Origin of the sequence: Acidovorax sp. (assembly GCF_046341535.1) — a bacterium.
GTDB lineage: Bacteria > Pseudomonadota > Gammaproteobacteria > Burkholderiales > Burkholderiaceae_C > Acidovorax.
Genome location: NZ_JBKDRI010000076.1, coordinates 1 through 19,107, shown reverse-complemented (window position 1 = coordinate 19,107; position 19,107 = coordinate 1). Strand labels below are relative to the sequence as shown.

Below are 19,107 nucleotides of genomic sequence, written 5' to 3'. Positions count from 1 at the left end.
TTGGATGCATTTGCCAGCGCTGCTGTTGGGGTGCCAGGCAAGGCGCGACGACGCGGCAGGCTCGTGCCTGCAAGGAGGATCAACACCGCATGGCGCTCCAAAAGCGGTGCTGGCAAGTGCATAGCGCTGTCACCCCAAAGGTGAGGCTGCAAAAACAAGCCAAGGCCCGAGCCCACGCGGTGTGCGGCAAGATGACAAGCGGTCAACTGCCGTTTTTAGGATGATGCCCCTCGAAGTCGCCTCGCACGCGCGTTGTCATCGGCTGCGCCCTGTTCCACAGGCCCGTGGAACGCTGTGGCGGCCCACAATCACCACCGCCCGCCATGCCCTTGCTTGAAGTCTCCAACCTCCGCATCACCCTGCAAACACACCGTGGCCCGGCCGATGCTGTGCGCGGCGTGAGCTTTTCGCTGGAGCGCGGCCAGACGCTGGGGCTGATCGGGGAATCGGGCTGCGGCAAGTCGATCACGGCCATGTCGCTGATGGGCCTGCTGCCTGAAAGCGCACAGGTCAGCGGCAGCATCCGCTTTGATGGCCAGCCGCTGCTCGACCTGCCCGACGCGCAGATGTGCCGCATCCGAGGCAACCGCATGGCCATGGTGTTTCAGGAACCCATGACCGCGCTCAACCCGGTGCACACCATTGGCCAGCAGGTGGCAGAACCCCTGCGCCTGCACCGTGGCCTGGGTGCAGCGGCCGCACGCACCCAGGCCATTGCATTGCTCGACCGTGTGGGCATTGCCAGCGCCGCGCAGCGCTTGGATGCCTACCCGCACCAGTTTTCGGGCGGGCAGCGCCAGCGCATCACCATTGCCATGGCCCTGGCCTGCGGGCCCGACCTGCTGATCGCCGACGAGCCCACCACGGCGCTTGATGTGACCATCCAGCAGCAGATCCTGGACCTCATCAGCGACCTGGTGGCCGAGCGCCACATGGCGCTGATCCTCATCTCGCACGACCTGGGCGTGATCTCGCAGAATGTGGACCGCATGATGGTGATGTACGGCGGCAGCGTGGTCGAGAGTGGCTCCACCGCCTCGGTGTTCTCGGCCATGGCGCACCCTTACACGCGGGGGCTGTTCGCGGCGCGCCCGCAACTGGGCGCAGTCCATGCGCCCGGCACGCGTGCGCGCCTTGCCACCATCGCGGGCACGGTGCCCGAGCTGATCGACCTGCCCGCAGGTTGCCCCTTTGCCGGGCGCTGCAGTCATACGGCCGACCGCTGTCACACCGATCGGCCGGAGCCCACCCTGATCGCCCGCGACGCCGACGGGGACCATGTTGTGCACTGCCTGCGCCGCGAGGTCATCGACGCAGCCTTGCCGGCCAGCGCAGCACGGATTTCAACGGTCGCTGCATGAACGATCACCCCTTGCCCATGACCCCACCCGACCGGCCGCTGCTGCAGGTGAGCGAACTGGTGCGTGAGTACACGCTCCCGCGCGAGCATGTCTTTCGCGCCCCCGGCAAGATCCGGGCGCTTGACGGCGTGAGCCTGTCGGTCTCGGCGGGCCGCAGCATCGCAATCGTGGGCGAATCCGGCTCGGGCAAGTCCACGCTGGCCCGGCTGGTGATGGCGCTGGATACGCCCACCGCAGGCACCGTGCATCTGCTGGGGCGCAACCTGCACACGCTGCCCCCAGCCGAGCTGCGCCACGCACGGCGCGATTTTCAAATGGTGTTCCAGGACCCCTACGGCTCGCTGGACCCACGCCAGAGCGTCGAGCGCATCGTGACCGAGCCGCTGCAGGCCCAGGGCACAACCAGCCGTGCGGCACAGCGCGAACAGGCTGCGGCAGTGCTCTCGCAGGTCGGCCTGCGCACCAGCGACCTGGGCAAATACCCGCACGAATTCTCGGGCGGCCAGCGCCAGCGCATTGCCATTGCGCGGGCGCTGATCACCCGGCCCCGACTCATCGTGGCCGATGAACCCGTCAGCGCGCTGGATGTCTCGGTCCAGGCCCAGGTGCTCAATCTGATGCAGGATCTGCAGCAGGACTTCGGCATCACCTACCTGCTCATCAGCCATGATCTGGCCGTGGTCAACCACCTGTGCGACGAGGTCGTGGTGCTTTACCAGGGGCGCATCGTCGAGCGCGGCTCGCCCGCCGAGTTGTTCAGCCACGCGCAGCACCCATACACCAGGTCGCTGGTGGCCGCCGTACCGCAGGTGCAACCCGGCCGGGCGCGGGCGCGCCGCGCTGCGGCTGCCGACCTGAACGCGCAAGCCGACGCCAAGCCGATGGTGTAATAAGCCTTGATCGGGACTGGGCCAGGGGTTCTGCCTCTATATTCCTGTCCGCTCATCGTTGTCTGGTTTTTTGTCTGGAGAGTCTGAACATGCTCAACCGCCGCACCGTCCTTGCCACTGGCGCCCTTACCGCTGTGCCCCTGTCCACCCCGCTTGGCGCGCTGGCGCAGGGCCGCAAAGATGCGGTCACGCTGGCCATGACGCTGGAGCCGCCCGGCCTGGACCCGACTGCGGGCGCAGCATCGGCCATTGCCGAGATCGTGCACTACAACATCTTCGAGTCGCTCACCAAAATCAACGCGGACGGTACCGTGTCACCGCTGCTGGCCGAGGGCTGGGAAGTCTCGCCCGACCTCAAAACCTACACATTCAAGCTGCGCCGCAACGTGAAGTTCAGCAACGGCGAGCCGTTCAATGCCGCCACCGTCAAGTTTGCGTTTGACCGCGCAGGCGGTGACAAAAGCACCAACAAGGACAAACGGACGTTTGCCAACCTGACCACCCAGGTGGTGGACGACTACACCGTGGTGCTGCTCAACAAGGAAATCGACCCGGACCTGCTGTTTGTGCTGGGCCAGGCCACGTCGATCATCGTCGAGCCCAAGAGCGCAGACACCAACGCCACCAAGCCCGTGGGCACCGGCCCCTACCAGTTGCAGGCATGGAACAAGGGCTCGTCGGTGGTGCTGACGGCCTGGGATGCGTACCGCGATGCCAAGGCCATCAAAATCAAGCGCGCCACCTTCCGCTTCATTGCCGACCCGGCCGCGCAGGTGGCGGCCCTGCTGGCCGGTGACGTGGATGCCTTCCCGCGCGTGACGCCGCGCAGCGTGGCCCAGTTCAAGGCCAACCCCAAGTTTCAGGTGGTGGTGAGCGGCTCGCGTGCCAAGACCATCCTGGCCATCAATAACGCCAGGAAGCCGCTGGACGACGTGCGCGTGCGCCGCGCCATTGCAGCGGCCATCGACCGCAAGGCCGTGATCGAAGGCGCGGGCGACGGCTATGGCGCGCCGATTGGCAGTCACTATGTGCCGGGCGCGTTCGGCTACGTGGACACCACGGGCATCAACCCGTTCGACATTGAAAAGTCCAAGCGGCTGCTGGCCGAAGCGGGCATCAAGACGCCGCTGGAACTCACGCTCACGCTGCCGCCGCCACCCTACGCCCGCCAGGGCGGCGAGGTGATTGCGGCCCAACTGGCCAAGGTCGGCATCATCGCCAAAATCCAGAACGTGGAGTGGGCGCAGTGGCTGTCGGGCACCTACGGCAACAAGAACTACGACCTGACCATCGTCAGCCACGTCGAGCCGTTCGATCTGGGCAACTTCGCCAAGCCCGACTACTACTGGGGCTACAACTCGCCCAAGTTCAATGACCTGTTCAACCAGATCAAGAACACCGCCCGGCCCGCCGACCGCGCGCGGCTGCTGGGCGAGGCCCAGCGCCTGCTGGCCAACGATGCGGTGCATGGCTTTCTGTATTCGAACCAGTGGATCACGGTGGCCAACAAGAACCTCAAGGGCTTGTGGAAAGACATGCCGGTGTTTGTGAACGACCTCTCGGCGCTGTCGTGGGGGTGAAATGAGACACCCCCCTGAGCCGCTTCGCGTCTTCCCCCCGCTCTCGCATGGCTGCGCCATGCGGGCAGGGGGACGCAGCCCTCGCTGCGGGGCGGCCCTTGCTCGGCTGCCCGAGCCGGGGCAGCGCCGGTTTCGCAGGCCGCGGGTGGCGAGGTACTCGCTGGATCGCTGAGATGAGACACCCCCCTGAGCGGCTTCGCGTCTTCCCCCCGCTCTCGCATGGCTGCGCCATGCGGGCAGGGGGACGCAACCCTCGCTGCGGGGCGGCCCTTGCTCGGCTGCCCGTACGTGGGTCGCGCCGGTTTCGGAGGTAGCAGGTGATGCATGGCGCAGTGAATGACTGAGCAGCGCTGGAGCGTGTTGCTACCAAAATAATAGCTTTCATCGCTTATCTGGCAAGCGCAACTGGCTGTTTTTACTCATAAAACTCACCACATGACTGCCCTGCACGACCTGCCCGCCCACGCACTGCTGGCTGCCTACCGCCAGCGCGCGCTGTCGCCGGTGGAGGTCACGCAGGCCGTGCTGGCCCACATCGATCGCTGGGAACCCCACATCTGCGCCACCTACCTGCTACGCCCCGAGGCCGCGCTGGGGCAGGCCCGCGCGTCCGAGGCACGCTGGCTGCGCGGCGAGCCGCAAGGTCTGCTGGACGGGGTGCCCGTGACCATCAAGGACAACATTGCCACCGCGGGTGACCCCACACCGCTGGGCACGGCCGCCGCCCTGCTCGAGCCTGCGGTGGCCGATGCGCCCCCCGCCGCACGCATGCGCGAGACAGGTGCTGTGCTCATCGCCAAAACCACCATGCCCGATTACGGGATGCTGTCGTCGGGCCTGTCCACCTTCCACCCGCTGTCGCGCAACCCCTGGGACCTGAGCAAAGGGCCGGGCGGCTCCAGCGCTGGCGGCGGCGCTGCGGCGGCGGCAGGCTATGGCCCGCTGCACATCGGCACCGACATCGGTGGCTCGCTGCGCCTGCCCGCCAGTTGGTGCGGCATCTTCAGCCTCAAGCCCAGCCTGGGCCGCATCCCCATCGACCCGCCCTACACCGGCCGCGCCGCTGGCCCCATGACGCGCACCGTGGCCGATGCCGCGCTGATGATGCAGGTGCTCAGCCAGCCGGACGCGCGCGACAGCATGAGCCTGCCCGCGCAGAACATCGCCTGGAGCGAGTTTGACCGGGGTGCCGATCGCCTGCGCGGGCTGCGAATCGGCCTGTTGCTGGACGCAGGCTGCGGCCTGCCGGTCCACCCTGAGGTGAAGGCGGCTATCGAAAACGCCGCACGCCTGATCGAAAGCGCGGGCGCCACCGTGGTGCCCATGCAGCCCTTCATGACCCAGGCCATGCTCGACGGCATGGACCACTTCTGGCGCATGCGCTCGCACATCGATCTGCAGGCTCTGCCCGCCGAACGGCGCAACAATGTGCTGCCCTACATCCGCACCTGGGCCGACAGCGCCGCCACCATGAGTGGCACCGACGTGTTCAACGCCAGCCAGCAGTTTCATCTGACACGGGTGGCCGCGACCCAGGCCTGCAGCGCGTTCGACTACGTCATCTCGCCGGTGGCCCCCAACGTGGCCTTCCCGGCCGAGCTGCCCTCGCCCACCAATGACCCGCTGCGCCCGCTGGAGCACATCGGCTTCACGGTGCCGTTCAATATGTCCGAGCAACCCGCCGCGTCGGTCAACTGCGGCTACACCCGGGCGGGCCTGCCCATCGGGCTACAGATTGCCGGAGCGCGCTTTGACGACCTGGGCGTACTGCAAGTGGCGCGCGCGTTCGAGCTGATCCGTGCACCCCAGCGGCCCTGGCCAAAACCACCCCTGGCCTAGGAGCCTGTCGGACTTGGAGCGTCGAAAGCGAAAATCGGCCCCAGCGAGGACATTTTTTGCCGAATTTGCAGCCCCATAGCCGAGCTATGGGGCAAAAAGGCGGTTATAAATGGACCGCTGCGGTCGATTTGCAGCCGACGATTTCCAAGTCCGACAGGCTCCTAGGAATGGCCGCATTTGCCACAATGGCGAATCTGTAACCCCGACACGGCCCCAGCGCATGGACATCCTCATCATGGCGATCCTCATCGCCACCGGCACCTTCATGCTCAATGCCAAGGAGCAGCGCAGACGCATCGCGCTGCTGGGCAGACATCTGGGCAACTTCCAGATTGAAAAGCTCATGGAGGCGCTGACCGACGGCTACCTGCGCGCCCTGGGCGAGCCCACGGACGAGCGCCGCATGCAGATCTGGAACCTGCTGAGCACCACCGAATCGCAGTTGAGCGAGCAGCTCACCCAGTTGGCGGCCGATTTCTCCAAAGTGGACGAAACGCGCGCGCGCGTCAGTCGCCTGGCCATTGCACTGCCTTTTGCCGAGACACTGCTGCCCAGCTTCACGTTCGACATGCGCCGCGCGCTGGCGATTCACGCCCAAGGGGTCGCTGGCGTGGTGCAAAACGCAGGCCACCTGTCCCCCAAGGACCGGGCCTACATGATGACGGCCGAGCTGTTTCTGCTGCAGCACACCTGCCACTGGTACTGCAAATCCAAGACCATTGCCACCGCCCGCATGCTGGCCCGCCACAAGACACCGCACGATCAACTGGTGGCCTCGGTATCGCCCGCCACGCGCAAGGCGTACCTGGCACTCATCCAGGGTGGCTGATGCCCACGCGCTTGCACCACGGCAAACCCTTTACGCTGAGCCGGGCCAAGCGCGGCACAAGGCTTCGACAAGCCGAGCCCGAACGCTACGGTTGGGTTCAAGACGTGCCCGCATAAGTGGCCGCCCACACACTCCCATGCAACGCCGCCCACCGACCGACAGCCTCGGCAACCCCGTCACCCTGCACGATCCCGAGAGCCTGCCCGCGCTGAACGACTTCATCGAAGGCTTCATCGCCTGCGAGGCACGTGCCGTGAACGTGCTGCTGCATGCGGCCAATGACCCCAGCGCACTGGTGCAGGCGTACTGCGCGGCACTGCACATGTTTGCCGAATCTGCCCAGGGCCCCACCCATGCCCGCCCTTTCATCGAGCGAGCGCTGGCGCACGCCCCGCATGCCACCGATCGCGAACAGCGCTTGGTCGCTGCCGTGGCGGCGTGGGTGGACGGTGACCTGCCCCGCGCCATGGCGCTGCACGACGAACAGGCCCGGCTGCACCCGCGCGACCTGGCGTCGCTCAAGCTCGGCCAGTACCACCGGTTCAACCGCGGCGATTCTCCTGGCATGCTGCGCCTGGCCCTGCATGCCCTGCCCGCGGCCGCCGAGGTGCCCTACCTGCACGGCATGCTTGCTTTTGGCTGGGAGCAGTGCCACCGGCTGCCCGAGGCCGAGGCCGCCGCGCGCCACGCCATCACCCTGTGCCGCAAGGAGCCCTGGGCCCACCATGCCCTGGCCCATGTGATGCTGACCCAAGGCCGCATCCGCGAAGGTACCGATTTCATGGCCAGTGTGAGCGACACCTGGACGGGCCTGAACTCCTTCATGGTCACGCACAACTGGTGGCATCAGGCGCTGTTTTTGCTGGAGCAGGACCGCCACGCCGAGGTGCTGGCGCTGTACGACCAGCAGGTCTGGGGCGTGGTCAAGGACTACACGCAGGACCAGATCGGCGCCGTGTCGCTGCTGGCCCGGCTGGAGCTGGCGGGTGTGGATGTGGGCCATCGCTGGGCCGACGTGGCCGACCACCTGGCCCTGCGCCTGGCAGACCATGTGCTGCCGTTTCTGGACCTGCAATACCTGTACGGCCTGGCCCGTGCCGGGCGCACCGCCGCCGCGCGCACGCTGCTGGGCAACATCGCCGCGCACGCCGCCACCCGCACCGAGGCGCACGAGCGCACGGTGTGGCAGCAGGTGTGCGTGCCCGCTGCGCACGGCCTGCTGGCCCACGCGCAAGGCGACTGGGCCACGGCGGTCGAACAACTGGGCGCGGCCCTGCCGCGGCTGGTGGAGATTGGCGGCAGCCATGCCCAGCGCGACCTGTTCCAGCAGATCTGGCTGGATGCGTTGCAGCGCAACGGGCAGTGGGCAGCCGTGCAGAACGTTTTGCAGCCCCTGGTGAATGCACAGCCCGAGTCGGCGCGGCTGGCTCGGCAGGTGCGCTGCGCGAACGCGGCGCTGGGCCTGCACGCCGGACGCTGACGATCCTTGTACCGAGGCGCAGCGCGTGCAGCGCGTGCAGCGCGTGCAGCGCGTCAGCGCTCGAGCAGGCCTTTCTGGTCGTACACCGGCTGCTCCGGCAAATCCGCCAGGTGCCGAACATCGGCCCAGTCCAGCACTTGCACCGTGTCGGCATCCACCCGCACACGGTTGAATCCGGCGTTGGGGATGTCGCTCTGGCGTGGGCCATGCAGCCCCGTGCCCCGCGCCGTGCGCCAGACCATGTCGAGCACGCCACCGTGGGTGACCACCATCACCGTCCGGCCCGCGTGCTGCAGGGCGATGCGGCGCAAGGCGTCCATCACGCGGGTGTGGAACTGGCGCGTGGTTTCACCGCCGGGCATGCCGTAGTCAGCCTCAAAGCGCAGCCACTGGGCCCACGCGTCGGCATGTTGTTCCTTGATGTCATCCACCCGCATCCCCTCGACCACACCAAAGCTCTGCTCGCGCAGGCTGCTGTCGGTCAGGGTGTCGATGCGGGCCTGTGGGAACAGCACTTCCAGGCTGGGCTGGGCCGTCTGGCGGGTACGCACCAGGTCGCTGCAGACCAGGTGGTGCACGTCAGGCCGGTCTGCCGCCAGGCGCTGGGCGAGGCGGCGGGCCTGTTCGTGGCCGATGGCATTCAGGGGCACATCGATATGGCCCTGAAAGCGCAACTCGCGGTTCCAGTCGGTTTCACCATGGCGGATGAGGATGAGTTCGGTCATCGGACCCTGATCGGATGCATGCTCAAGATTGTAAGTAAATTCAGCCACGAGCGCTTGCTGCACAAACCTTGATAGCTATCGTTTTTATAACAAAAGGCCTGAGCGCATGCGCCTGCAGCCCCACCGGTCAGCGCAGGGGCACAACGATGAGCCTGCGACGGGGCTGGCAGCCCGGGCCTTCGAAGGCTGCACTGTCGCGCTCCCACCCGTGGCCGGGCGCGGTTTGCGCGCACACCAGGCTGCCATCAACCAGACTGCGCCAGTAGTACCAGGGAGCGGGGGCGGCTTGCACCAGCAGCGGGGTCAGCCAAACCAGCGCGAACCAAAGGCGGGGGGCAAAAGGCATGGGCAAACAAAGCATCCAGTGAAGCCCGGCCAGGCTACACAGACTGCGCCGGGACGATGCCTGGAAAAGCGGTGGATTGGAGGATCACAGCTCGGCCTGCCAAGGTACCGCCCAACCCGCACAACCTTTCACGCTGAGTTTGTCGAAGCGCCGCGCAAGGCGTGGCCAGGCTCAGCCCGAACCGTTCTCCATGATGGAGCGCGCATCCGTTTCAGCCGTCACGATCCAGCCTTCCAGCGGGTCCAGCCCTGGCGGCAGGCCGTACAGGGCATCGCCCTCGGCATGGCGCTGCTGCGCCCAGCCGGCCTGCAGGAGGCAGAGCACGGCATCCAGGCTGTCGCCGCTGGCATCGGCCACCAGCGCGTCGCGCTGCGCGTGGCTGAGCTTGAGCGACAGGGCCAGGCGCGTCTGGCCCAGCTCCAGCGCGTTGACCAGGTCCTTGCGGGCGATCAGGCGGTCGGCCGTCTGCTTGGCGGTGTCGTCGCTTTTGTAGCTGCGCCGCTGCAGCACCTCCCGCGCCAGCAGGCCGGGGTAGGCCTCCAGCGCCACGCGACGCGGGTCGCCGGTGTGCAGGCCCGGCAGGTGCACGCCTGCATCCAGCAGCAGCGGCAAGCCCGCGTGCAGCATGTAGGCCACGGGCGGATTCACCCATTTCATCGACGGGCTGGAGCCTGCGGGGCCGTCGGTGGCGCGGTGGGCGAACTTGCCGCCCACCGGCCGCGCATTGCAAAAGGCCGCGAACTGGTCGCGGATCTGCGCGCGGCTGAGGTGGCGGTAATGCTGCATGCAGGCCAGCCAGTCGGTCGGCCAGCCCAGCGCCTGCACCAGCTCGCGCGGCAGGCCAAAGGGCAGATCGAACCCGCCCACCCAGTCACCCGGACGCGCCAGCCAGTGCACCAACGCAGCCAGGGTTTCAAAGCGCTCCAGCGCATGAAGCTGCACGCGCGCGCCCTGGCGCTGACCGATGGCCAGCACGATGGGCTTGCGGCGCGTGGGGCTGCTGGAGAAGTCGCACCCCACGACGCTCGGTGTGGGTGGTGATAAGGGAGTGTGTGCCATGGGCTCCATATTGCACGCAATGGCCTCAACCGAGAGCCAGTGCGCTCACCCCGGCGGCAATGCAGACCGCCCCCAGAATGCGCGCCAGCCGGTCGCCCTCGCCCAGCAGGTGCCCGCCGATCAGCGCGGCAAACAGCATGGACACCTCGCGCGCCGGAGCCACATGCGACAGGGGCGCCTGCTGCATGGCATAGAGCACCAGCACGTACGCCACAGGGCTGACCACCGCCACCAGCAGCGCGAAACGCCACTGCGCGAGCCACAGCGTGCGGGCGGTGGGCAGGTCGCGCAGCACCACGGGGGCCAGCAACCCCAGGCGCACGAAGTTACCCATGTAGTCCACCAAAATGGGCGACATCAGCAGGAACTTGACCGCATAGCCATCCACCACCGTGTAGCTGGCAATGAACGCGCCGGTCAGCAGCCCATAGGCCATGCCTTTGTGCACACGCGCGCGGGCGGCCGGGTCGTGCGCGGCCCGCAGCAGACCGGGGCCTCCGGCAATCAGGAAAACCCCACCCACCACGCCCGCGATGCCCAGGGCCCCCAGCGCTGAAATCTGCTCGCCCAGCAGCGTGATGGCCACCAGCGACGACAACAGCGGCCCCGAGCCCCGCGCCAGCGGATACACCACCGTGAGATCCGCCTTGCGGTAGCCGCGCAGCAAGATCACGTAGTAAGCCACATGCAGCACACCGCTGGCCGCCACCACGCCCCACTCCACTGCGCCCCACATCGGCACCGCATCGCGCCCCAGCCACCAGCCCAGCGGCGCCCAAAACAGCATCATCAGTACCGAGGTGAAGAACGCAAACCGCGCATCGCCCCCCGCTTTCTTGGCAGCAATGTTCCAACAGGCATGGATCAGCCCGGCCAGGATGATGAGGGCGAAGGCGGTGGGGGTCACTGGCTAAAAAAACGAGCGGCTGGAGTGCAAAAAGCCGCAGCGCCGTCGGGGCTGCGGCTTGATGTGCCGAGCGGAGTTTATCGATTCAAAGACTGCGCCCCGCCCACACCAGCGGAAACTGGCGTGGCCGAGACCCGCGGTCACCGTGCAAGGGCCGCCCCGCCGCACTGGTGGCGTCCCCCTGCCCGCTTCGCGCAGCGATGCGAGAGCGGGGGGAAGGCGCGCAGCGACTCAGGGGGGTGTTCCTGCTTATGCCCTGCCGATGATGGAGGCCGTGGCCATCAGTTCTTCGAGCAGCGCAAACGACACCTTGCCCGACACGGAGTATGGGTCCAGTTCGGGGCGTTCGGAGTACCGCAGCAAAATCGAGTGGTTGATCTTGGAAAGGTTGACCTGGCCCATGGTCCAGCCCGCGAAGCGGCGCTCGAAAATCTCTTCGTAGTGCAGCAACTCCACGTGCTTATGGCGTTTGTCCTGCTGGATGTGGCCATAAAGTTCGCTCACCGCCGAGCGTCCACCTTCGATCGCCTGCAGGAACACGCCGCCTCCGTAGCAGAGCACGCCGGTGATGCCGCTGCCAGGGTTGTGCTGGCGCGACTGGGAAAGGATGGCTTCGATCGCTTCCGGCGATGTGTCCACCGCGCGGCTGGCATAGAGCAGGCGTACGAGCATGGTCAGTTCTTTCGGGGCATGAGAGACAGAAATTCTCGGCGAAGGGCGCTGTCCTTGAGGAAAACGCCGCGCATGACCGAGTTGATCATGCGGCTGTCCGTGTCGCGCACACCGCGCCAGGACATGCAAAAGTGGCTGGCCTCCATGACGATGGCCAGGCCATCGGGCTGGGTCTTCTCCATGATGAGGTCGGCCAGCTGCACCACGGCTTCCTCCTGAATCTGGGGACGGCCCATGATCCAGTCCACCAGACGCGCGTATTTGGACAGGCCGATCACGTTGGTGTGCTCGTTGGGCATGACCCCGATCCAGATCTTGCCGATGACAGGGCAAAAGTGGTGGCTGCAGGCGCTGCGCACCGTCAGGGGCCCCACGATCATGAGCTCGTTGAGATGCTCGGCGTTTGGAAATTCGGTGATGGGCGGCTGGTCGACGTAGCGCCCCTTGAAGACCTCGTTGAGGTACATCTTGGCCACACGACGTGCCGTGTCGTTGGTGTTGTGGTCACCGTCCGTGTCGATGACCAGGCTGTCAAGCACGCCCTGCATCTTGACCTCAACCTCGTCGAGCAGTTTTTCCAGCTCGCCCGGCTCGATGAATTCTGCAATGTTGTCGTTGGCGTGAAAACGCCTGCGCGCCGCAGCAAGGCGCTCGCGGATCTTGACGGAGACGGGGGTGCCTTCGTCATCGATGGGGACAGGCAGCATGTTGGCGGCGGTAGGGCTGTTCATGAGAACAATCGTAACAGTGATTCGTCAATGCCGAATGACAAGAACTTTCAGCATGAATGGCAAGCTTCGCAGGCGTCAGAAGCTATCATATCGATAGCAGCATGATGTGCATTCAGGCTACAGGCGACAGCAGCTACTGCCAGATATCGACCCCACTCACCCAGGGGTCAGTAGCGCCGCCCGGCCGCCCACAGCGCCAGCCGCATCAGTCCAAACGCGACCCAATCCAGCGCACGCTGTCGCAGCGGACGCCCGGCATAGCGGGCCGGGTCCATGCGGTGGCCCGCATGCGCGATGGCATTGAGCAGACGCTGGCGCAGGTCAGCAGCAAAGGCTGCGTCTTCGACCACCACATTGGCCTCGCGGGCCAGTAGCAGGCTGAGCGGGTCCAGGTTGGACGATCCCACCGTGGCCCAGGGCCGATCGCCCAGCGCGTCGATCACGGCCACCTTGGCATGCAGAAAACTCGGTGCATATTCGTGAATCTCCACCCCCGCGTCGAGCAGCTTGCCATACACCGGGCGCGCCGCGTGGTACTGCATGAAGTACTCGTAGCGCCCCTGCAGCAGCAAGCGCACCCGCACACCGCGGCGTGCAGCCAAGACCAGTGCGCGGCGCAGCCGCCGACCGGGCAAGAAGTACGCGTTGGCGATGATGATTTCGTGTCGCGCCCCGCCGATGGCCCTCAGGTACGCCTTCTCGATACGGCTGCGGTTGTGCACGTTGTCGCGCAGCACCAGCGCAGCCCGTACAGACGTTGCTGCCTGGTCAGCCTGCCGCGCAGCTTGCCTGGCCGCAGCGGCCGCGCGCAGCGAACCCAGCGCGGCGGGCAGGCGGCGCTGACGGGCTTCATCCATAGCCTGCATGCGCCACCACAGCTGCTCCATGGCCTCGCTGGCCGACTTCACCAATCTGCCAGTCGCCTGCACTGCAAAGTCAAAGCGCGGGGCCTGCAGCGCGCCATGATTGGGGTCGTGAAGATCATCCAGCACGTTGATGCCGCCACAAAACAGCAGGCAGTCATCAACCACGCACAGCTTGCGGTGCAGGCGACGCCAGCGCTCGGGCAACAACAGCCCCAACCGGCCGGGCGGCGAATACACGCGGTACTGCACGCCCGCCGCCCCAAAGGCATCGGCCCACAGCGCAGGCAGGGCCCCGGTGCCCACGCCGTCCACCACCAGCTGCACCCGCACTCCCCGCCGGGCGGCCCGCATCAAAGCCTGTGCCACGGCAGCGCCGCTGGCGGTGAAATCGAAGATGTAGGTTTCGAACCGAATGTCCGAGAGCGCCATATCCATGGCGGCGATCAGTGCCGGAAAGAGCTCCTCGGTGCCCTGCAACAGCCGAACCTGGTGGTCCTGGGCCAATACGGCTTCGCTCGCTGCGACAGATGGATGCGCGATCATGTCAGCCCCCAGGCACTTGTACGCAGGGCCAAGCACCCGTACCACCGGCGCGCGGCCACACTGCCACCACGGTGACACCGGCGCTGCCAGTGACCGAAGGCATGCGCTCATCCCGGGCAATCATTGCGCACCAGCTCATGGGGCCTTCAAATCCCGAATTCGGCAATCAGCGGCAGGTGGTCAGACATGCGCCACCACGTCCGCCCGCGCGGCACGTCCAGCGACAATGGCGTCAGGCCCCGCACGTAAACGTGGTCCAGTTGCGCCAGCGGCAGCCGCGCCGGAAACGTGAAAGCGCGCGGAGCATCAAACTCGAACAGCGCCATCGCCCCAAGCATGCGGCGCAGTTGTTGCCCCCAGTCATTGAAGTCGCCCGCCACAATCAGCGGTGCCGCTGGCGGCACCTCGCGGTCGATGAATCGCTGCAAGCGCTCCACCTGGCGCACCCGGCTGCCAGGGATCAGCCCCAGATGCACCACGATGACATGCATGCGGCGGCCATGGGCGTCCACCTCCACATGCAGCAGGCCCCGCTGCTCGAAACGGTGGTCCGAAATATCCTCATGCTGGTGACCAACCACAGGCCAGCGCGAGAGCAGCGCGTTGCCGTGTTCTCCGTGCCTGGTGATCGCGTTGGTGCGATAGACGGCCTCGTAGCCATCGGGCGCCAGGTATTCGGCCTGTGGCACATCAGGCCAACTCTGGAAATACTGTTGTTCGCGCCGATGCAGTTTGCGCACTTCCTGCAGGCACACGATGTCGGCATCGAGCTGCTCCACCGCCAGCCCCAGGTTGTGGATCTCCAGCCGCCGCGCGGGCCCCAGGCCCTGCACGCCTTTGTGGATGTTGTAAGTAACCACCCGCAGGATGTCGTCGTTCTGCATGGACGGATTGTGTCGCATCCACGCCCGCTCCCACAGCGTCCATTTAACCGCTCCAGGCTCCTGCGCTCCACTACACTGAAGGACCCAAATCCCAACCGCGCCGACCGCGGACACACTCCTTCCGATGGCCCTTGAGAAAGTAACCTCCGCAGCCTCGCAGATGCAGGCACTGATCGTCGACAGCAATCCGACTTCACGCAGCATTTTGGTCGGCCAGTTGCGCGATTACGGAGTGGGCCGTATCGTGCAGTGCAGCCGCGTGCAGGACGCTCGCAACCGGCTGGAACACACCGTGTTCGACTTTGTGCTGTGCGAGCAGTACTTTGGCGAGGGCGGGTATTCGGGCCAAACGCTGCTGGACGAATTGCGCCGGGCGCAGCTGCTGCCGTTTTCCACCGTATTCTTCATGGTGACGGCCGAAGCGTCGTACGCCGCAGTGGCCGAGGCGGCCGAGTCAGCGCTGGATGGCTACCTGCTCAAGCCTTTCACCCCCAGCGCACTGTTCGAACGCCTGAGCCTGGCCCGGCTGCGCAAGGTCCACCTCGAGCCCATTTTTGAGGCCATTGAAGCCGAGGACTTCGTGCGCGCGGCAGCGCTGTGCGTGGAGCGTTTTGAAACCCGCCAACCCTACTGGCTGTATGCGGCCCGCATTGGCTCGGAGCTGTTTCTGCGCCTGGGGCAGCACGAAGAGGCGCGCACGCTGTTTGAGGCCGTGATTGCCGCGCGCGCCCTGCCCTGGGCCAAGCTGGGTGTGGCGCGCACCCAGATCGAATCCGGTCATACGGCCCGCGCCGTGACCACCCTGCAAGGCCTGATCGGTGAGGACGCCTCGTTTGCCGACGCCTACGACGTACTCGGGCGGGCGCAGGTGGAGCTGGGCAACTTTGCGCAGGCCATCGAGACCTACCGCACGGCCAGCAGCCTGACGCCCGACTCGGTGGTCCGGCTGCAGAAGCTTGGAATGATGTCGTACTACATGGGCGACCTCGCGACCACCACCAAGGTGCTGTCGCGCGCGGTGATCCTGGGCATCGATTCCAAAATGTTCGACTTCCAGTCGCTCGTGGTGCTTACGTTTTCCTATTTTGCGGATAACGACCGCAAGGGGGTCGAACGCTGCATGGCCGACTTCGCCAGGGTCATGGAGCGGCACCCATCCAGCACACGCGTGCAACGATTTGTCGCCGTGGCCAATACGCTGCAGCTGATCCAGCAGCGGCAGTTCTCCAAAGCGGTGGAAGCCATTCGTGGCATGGCCCGCGAGATCACCACGTCGAGCTTCGACTTCGAAGCGGCCTGCAACTTTGCCAGCCTGCTGTCGGTGCTGGCGGTGACGTCCATCGACCTGGACGAAGGCGAGAGCTGGATCCGCACGCTCGGCATGCGCTATGCCAACACACGCGGGCTGAGCGAGCTGCTGGCCAACGCCTGCACCGGGCACGAACGCTACCGCGAGATCGTGCGCGAATCGCTGGTGCACATCAACAAAGCGGCAGAACTGGCGATGGCCAAGACCCTGGCTGGCGACCCCACCAGCGCGGTTGAGGCGCTTTTGAAAGAAGCCGACCAAACGCTGAACACCAAGTTGGTGGACATGTCGCAGCAAGTGCTGCTGCGCCAGCGCGACCGTATGCCCACAGCCGACGCGCTTCAGGAAAGTATCAGCAGACTGCGCAAGCGCATGGGAAGCACTCCCATTCGCGCCATCCTGGGGCAAGACAGCGAACGCACGCCGGGCGGCATGGCGTTGCGGGTGCGCACCCCTGGCGAAGATGCGTTGCAGTCCGCAACATCCCCGGCTGAACTCCCGCCCCTGGACGGCGACGAAGCGCGGGATGCGCCTCCCGAAGCCGACTCTGCCCCGTTGTTGCGCGTAGACCCCCCAGCCTGAGCCCCCGACAGGTCTGCATCCGCAGCCGCTTCAGCCCCCTGGGCGATACCGCGGCAACAGAAGGCAGGCCTCGGCGTTGGAAGCGGAAAAGCACCGGTCGGCGGCCAATGGCCAGGGCAGCCAGCAATGGTCGTCGTGCTCGCGCGGGTTGAGCACCACGGGCGTCCCCATCGGTACGCACAGGCCAAACACGCGTTCACGATTGCGCACCACACCGGGCGCGTACCGGTGCAGCCACTGGGGCCAGATGTCGTAGTGATTCTCCAGGAACCAGTCCGTCAGCACGCAGCCGGGCCCATGCGCGTCGATGCCGGTTTCCTCGGCCACCTCACGGGCAGCCGTCACTTCAAAGGGTTCGCCAGGATGGTCCTTGCTGCCGGTGACGGACTGCCAGTGCCCGTCGCCACCGGTGCGGCGGATCAGCAGCACATCCAGCGCCGGCGTGTGGATCACGACCAGCACCGATTCAGGCAGCTTGAACTTGCGGTCAGGTCCGGCTTCGTTGGGTGGCATGACTGGCGGTGACATGCTGGCGCCCATGGTGCTTGTGGCGTGCGTGATGGCAAGCGGCCGACGGTCTGCGCTCAGATGCCGCTGCCCCGCCCGACCGGGGTCCCCACCAACGCACACTCCGCCCTGGGGCACAGCCCACGAGGCCACAGTGCCTTGGCCTGCCACGCGCCAGCCTGGACCACCCGGCGCTTGCGGGTATCCAGCAAACTCGTGGCCATTAACCCTAAAAACGGCAGTTGACCGCTTGTCATCTTGGCGCATACCGCATGGACTCGAGCCTTGGGTTGTTTTTGCAGTCTCACCTTGGGGGTGACAGCGCTATGCATTTGCCAGCGCCGCTTTTGGAGCGCCATGCGGTGTTGCTCCTCCTTGCAGGCACAAGCCTGCCGCGTCGTCGCGCCTTGCCTGGCACCCCAACAGCAGCGCTGGCAATTGCATCCAACTGCCGTTTTTTGGGTAACCTGCCCTTGTTTGTGGCGTTCGAGCCAGCACCGGCTGTGACGGCTGACCTGAAAAGCAGCCCGGAAGGTCCGGCAACGTCAGGCAGCCTTCACGGCATCGGGATTACGAAGTCGGATGTGCAGTTCGCGCAGTTGCTTCTCGTCCACGGGGCTTGGCGCCTGGGTCAGCAGACACTGGGCGCGCTGGGTCTTGGGGAAGGCAATCACGTCGCGGATCGACTCGGCACCGGTCATCAGCGTGACGATGCGATCGAGGCCAAACGCCAGGCCGCCGTGCGGAGGCGCACCGTACTGCAGCGCATCGAGCAGGAAGCCGAACTTGAGTTGCGCTTCTTCCGGTGTGATCTTGAGCGCATCAAACACTTTTTGCTGCACGTCGGCACGGTGGATACGGACCGAGCCGCCTCCCATTTCCCAGCCGTTGAGCACCATGTCGTAGCCCTTGGAGATGCACTTCTCGGGTGCGGTCACCATCCAGTCCTCGTGGCCATCCTTGGGGCTGGTGAAAGGGTGATGAACAGAGTTCCAGCGCTGGCTGTCCTCGTCGAACTCGAACATCGGGAAGTCCACCACCCACAGCGGCTTCCAGCCCTCCTCGAACAGGCCGTGCTGACGGCCGAACTCGCTGTGGCCGATCTTCAGGCGCAGCGCGCCGATGGCGTCGTTGACGACCTTGGCCTTGTCGGCGCCGAAGAACAGCAGGTCGCCGTTCCTGCAGCCCGTGCGCGCGATGACCTCGGCGATGGCGGCGTCGTGCAGGTTCTTCACGATCGGGCTCTGCAGGCCGTCGCGGCCCTTGCCGGCGTCGTTGACCTTGATCCAGGCCAGGCCCTTGGCGCCGTAGATCTTGACGAACTCGGTGTAGGCGTCGATCTCGCCGCGGCTCATCTCGCCGCCGCCCGGCACCTTGAGGGCCACGACGCGGCCGCCCGGCGTGGTAGCCGGGCCCGAGAAGACCTTGAAGTCGACGTCGCGCATGACGTCGGTCAGCTCGGTGAACTGCAGCTTCACGCGCAGGTCGGGCTTGTCGGAGCCGTACCGGTGCATGGCCTCGGCGTAGGTCATCTCGGCGTAGACCGGCAGCTCCGTGCCCAGCGTCTTGCGGAACACGGTGCGGATCATCGCCTCGGTGACGGCGCGGATCTCGTGCTCGGTCAGGAAGCTGGTCTCGATGTCGATCTGCGTGAACTCGGGCTGGCGGTCGGCGCGCAGGTCCTCGTCGCGGAAGCACTTGGTGATCTGGTAGTAGCGGTCGAAGCCGGCCACCATCAGCAGCTGCTTGAACAGCTGCGGCGACTGCGGCAGCGCGAAGAACTGCCCGTCGTGCACGCGGCTGGGCACGAGGTAGTCGCGCGCGCCCTCGGGCGTGCTCTTGGTGAGCATGGGCGTCTCGATGTCGATGAAGCCCTGCTCGTCGAGGAACTTGCGCACCTCGATGGCCACCTTGTAGCGCAGGCGCAGGTTGCGCTGCATCTGCGGGCGGCGCAGGTCGAGCACGCGGTGCGTCAGGCGCACGGTCTCCGACAGGTT

At 66.1% G+C, this 19,107-nt stretch carries 17 protein-coding genes; 7 read left to right on the top strand and 10 right to left on the bottom strand.

All coding sequences use genetic code 11. The features are described 5' to 3' along the window. The first annotated feature begins 323 nt into the window (after nt 1-323). The 6 genes from ACK543_RS05150 to ACK543_RS05125 all read left to right on the top strand — a co-directional run bounded on the left by ACK543_RS05150 (nt 324) and on the right by ACK543_RS05125 (nt 7,979). The gene (locus ACK543_RS05150) at nt 324-1,361 is read left to right on the top strand and encodes an ABC transporter ATP-binding protein (RefSeq protein WP_409941777.1); all 1,038 of its coding nucleotides are present in this window, start codon (nt 324-326) and stop codon (nt 1,359-1,361) included. 17 nt (nt 1,362-1,378) lie between these two features. Continuing rightward, the gene (locus ACK543_RS05145) at nt 1,379-2,251 is read left to right on the top strand and encodes an ATP-binding cassette domain-containing protein (RefSeq protein ID WP_409941776.1); all 873 of its coding nucleotides are present in this window, start codon (nt 1,379-1,381) and stop codon (nt 2,249-2,251) included. Between the two features lie 89 nt (nt 2,252-2,340). After that, a complete protein-coding gene (locus ACK543_RS05140) occupies nt 2,341-3,831 on the top strand; it encodes an ABC transporter substrate-binding protein (RefSeq protein WP_409941775.1) in 1,491 nt (496 codons plus the stop codon). 435 nt (nt 3,832-4,266) lie between these two features. Continuing rightward, nucleotides 4,267-5,670 (top strand): amidase, encoded by a 1,404-nt coding sequence (locus ACK543_RS05135; RefSeq protein WP_409941774.1) that lies wholly within the window; start codon nt 4,267-4,269, stop codon nt 5,668-5,670. A 220-nt stretch (nt 5,671-5,890) separates the two neighbouring features. Continuing rightward, a complete protein-coding gene (locus tag ACK543_RS05130) occupies nt 5,891-6,499 on the top strand; it encodes a hypothetical protein (RefSeq protein WP_409941773.1) in 609 nt (202 codons plus the stop codon). A gap of 136 nt (nt 6,500-6,635) precedes the next feature. Further along, nucleotides 6,636-7,979 carry a tetratricopeptide repeat protein gene (locus ACK543_RS05125; protein ID WP_409941772.1) on the top strand — a complete coding sequence of 448 codons (1,344 nt, stop codon included), beginning with the start codon at nt 6,636-6,638 and terminating at the stop codon, nt 7,977-7,979. A gap of 53 nt (nt 7,980-8,032) precedes the next feature. On the opposite strand, the gene ACK543_RS05120 is transcribed toward ACK543_RS05125, so the two are convergent. From ACK543_RS05120 to ACK543_RS05085, 8 genes are all read right to left on the bottom strand, one after another. Continuing rightward, the gene (locus tag ACK543_RS05120; protein WP_409941771.1) at nt 8,033-8,704 is read right to left on the bottom strand and encodes a histidine phosphatase family protein; all 672 of its coding nucleotides are present in this window, start codon (nt 8,702-8,704) and stop codon (nt 8,033-8,035) included. A gap of 127 nt (nt 8,705-8,831) precedes the next feature. After that, the gene (locus tag ACK543_RS05115) at nt 8,832-9,050 is read right to left on the bottom strand and encodes a hypothetical protein (protein ID WP_409941770.1); all 219 of its coding nucleotides are present in this window, start codon (nt 9,048-9,050) and stop codon (nt 8,832-8,834) included. 171 nt (nt 9,051-9,221) lie between these two features. After that, nucleotides 9,222-10,109 carry a DUF429 domain-containing protein gene (locus ACK543_RS05110; protein WP_409941769.1) on the bottom strand — a complete coding sequence of 296 codons (888 nt, stop codon included), beginning with the start codon at nt 10,107-10,109 and terminating at the stop codon, nt 9,222-9,224. 25 nt (nt 10,110-10,134) lie between these two features. Then, nucleotides 10,135-11,016 (bottom strand): EamA family transporter, encoded by an 882-nt coding sequence (locus ACK543_RS05105; RefSeq protein ID WP_409941768.1) that lies wholly within the window; start codon nt 11,014-11,016, stop codon nt 10,135-10,137. Nucleotides 11,017-11,265: 249 nt separating this feature from the next. Further along, nucleotides 11,266-11,688 carry a BLUF domain-containing protein gene (locus ACK543_RS05100; protein WP_409941767.1) on the bottom strand — a complete coding sequence of 141 codons (423 nt, stop codon included), beginning with the start codon at nt 11,686-11,688 and terminating at the stop codon, nt 11,266-11,268. 2 nt (nt 11,689-11,690) lie between these two features. Continuing rightward, on the bottom strand, nt 11,691-12,419 hold the full coding sequence (gene folE, locus ACK543_RS05095) for a GTP cyclohydrolase I (RefSeq protein WP_409941766.1): 729 nt from the start codon (nt 12,417-12,419) through the stop codon (nt 11,691-11,693). 167 nt (nt 12,420-12,586) lie between these two features. Beyond that, nucleotides 12,587-13,828: a cardiolipin synthase ClsB gene (clsB, locus tag ACK543_RS05090; protein WP_409941778.1), complete on the bottom strand. Its 1,242-nt coding sequence runs from the start codon at nt 13,826-13,828 to the stop codon at nt 12,587-12,589. Between the two features lie 146 nt (nt 13,829-13,974). Next, nucleotides 13,975-14,712, bottom strand: coding sequence for an endonuclease/exonuclease/phosphatase family protein (locus ACK543_RS05085; protein ID WP_409941765.1), 738 nt, complete (start codon nt 14,710-14,712; stop codon nt 13,975-13,977). 124 nt (nt 14,713-14,836) lie between these two features. Here ACK543_RS05085 and ACK543_RS05080 point away from each other — a divergent pair, with 124 nt between their 5' ends. Beyond that, nucleotides 14,837-16,603: a response regulator gene (locus ACK543_RS05080; protein ID WP_409941764.1), complete on the top strand. Its 1,767-nt coding sequence runs from the start codon at nt 14,837-14,839 to the stop codon at nt 16,601-16,603. 30 nt (nt 16,604-16,633) lie between these two features. Here the strand turns inward: ACK543_RS05080 and nudB are convergent, their stop codons facing one another. Next, complete coding sequence (gene nudB / locus ACK543_RS05075) at nt 16,634-17,116, bottom strand: dihydroneopterin triphosphate diphosphatase (RefSeq protein ID WP_409941763.1); 483 nt, start codon at nt 17,114-17,116, stop codon at nt 16,634-16,636. A 539-nt stretch (nt 17,117-17,655) separates the two neighbouring features. After that, nucleotides 17,656-19,107, bottom strand: a 1,452-nt coding sequence (gene aspS / locus ACK543_RS05070) for an aspartate--tRNA ligase (RefSeq protein ID WP_409941762.1), incomplete at its 5' end; no start/stop codon positions are given.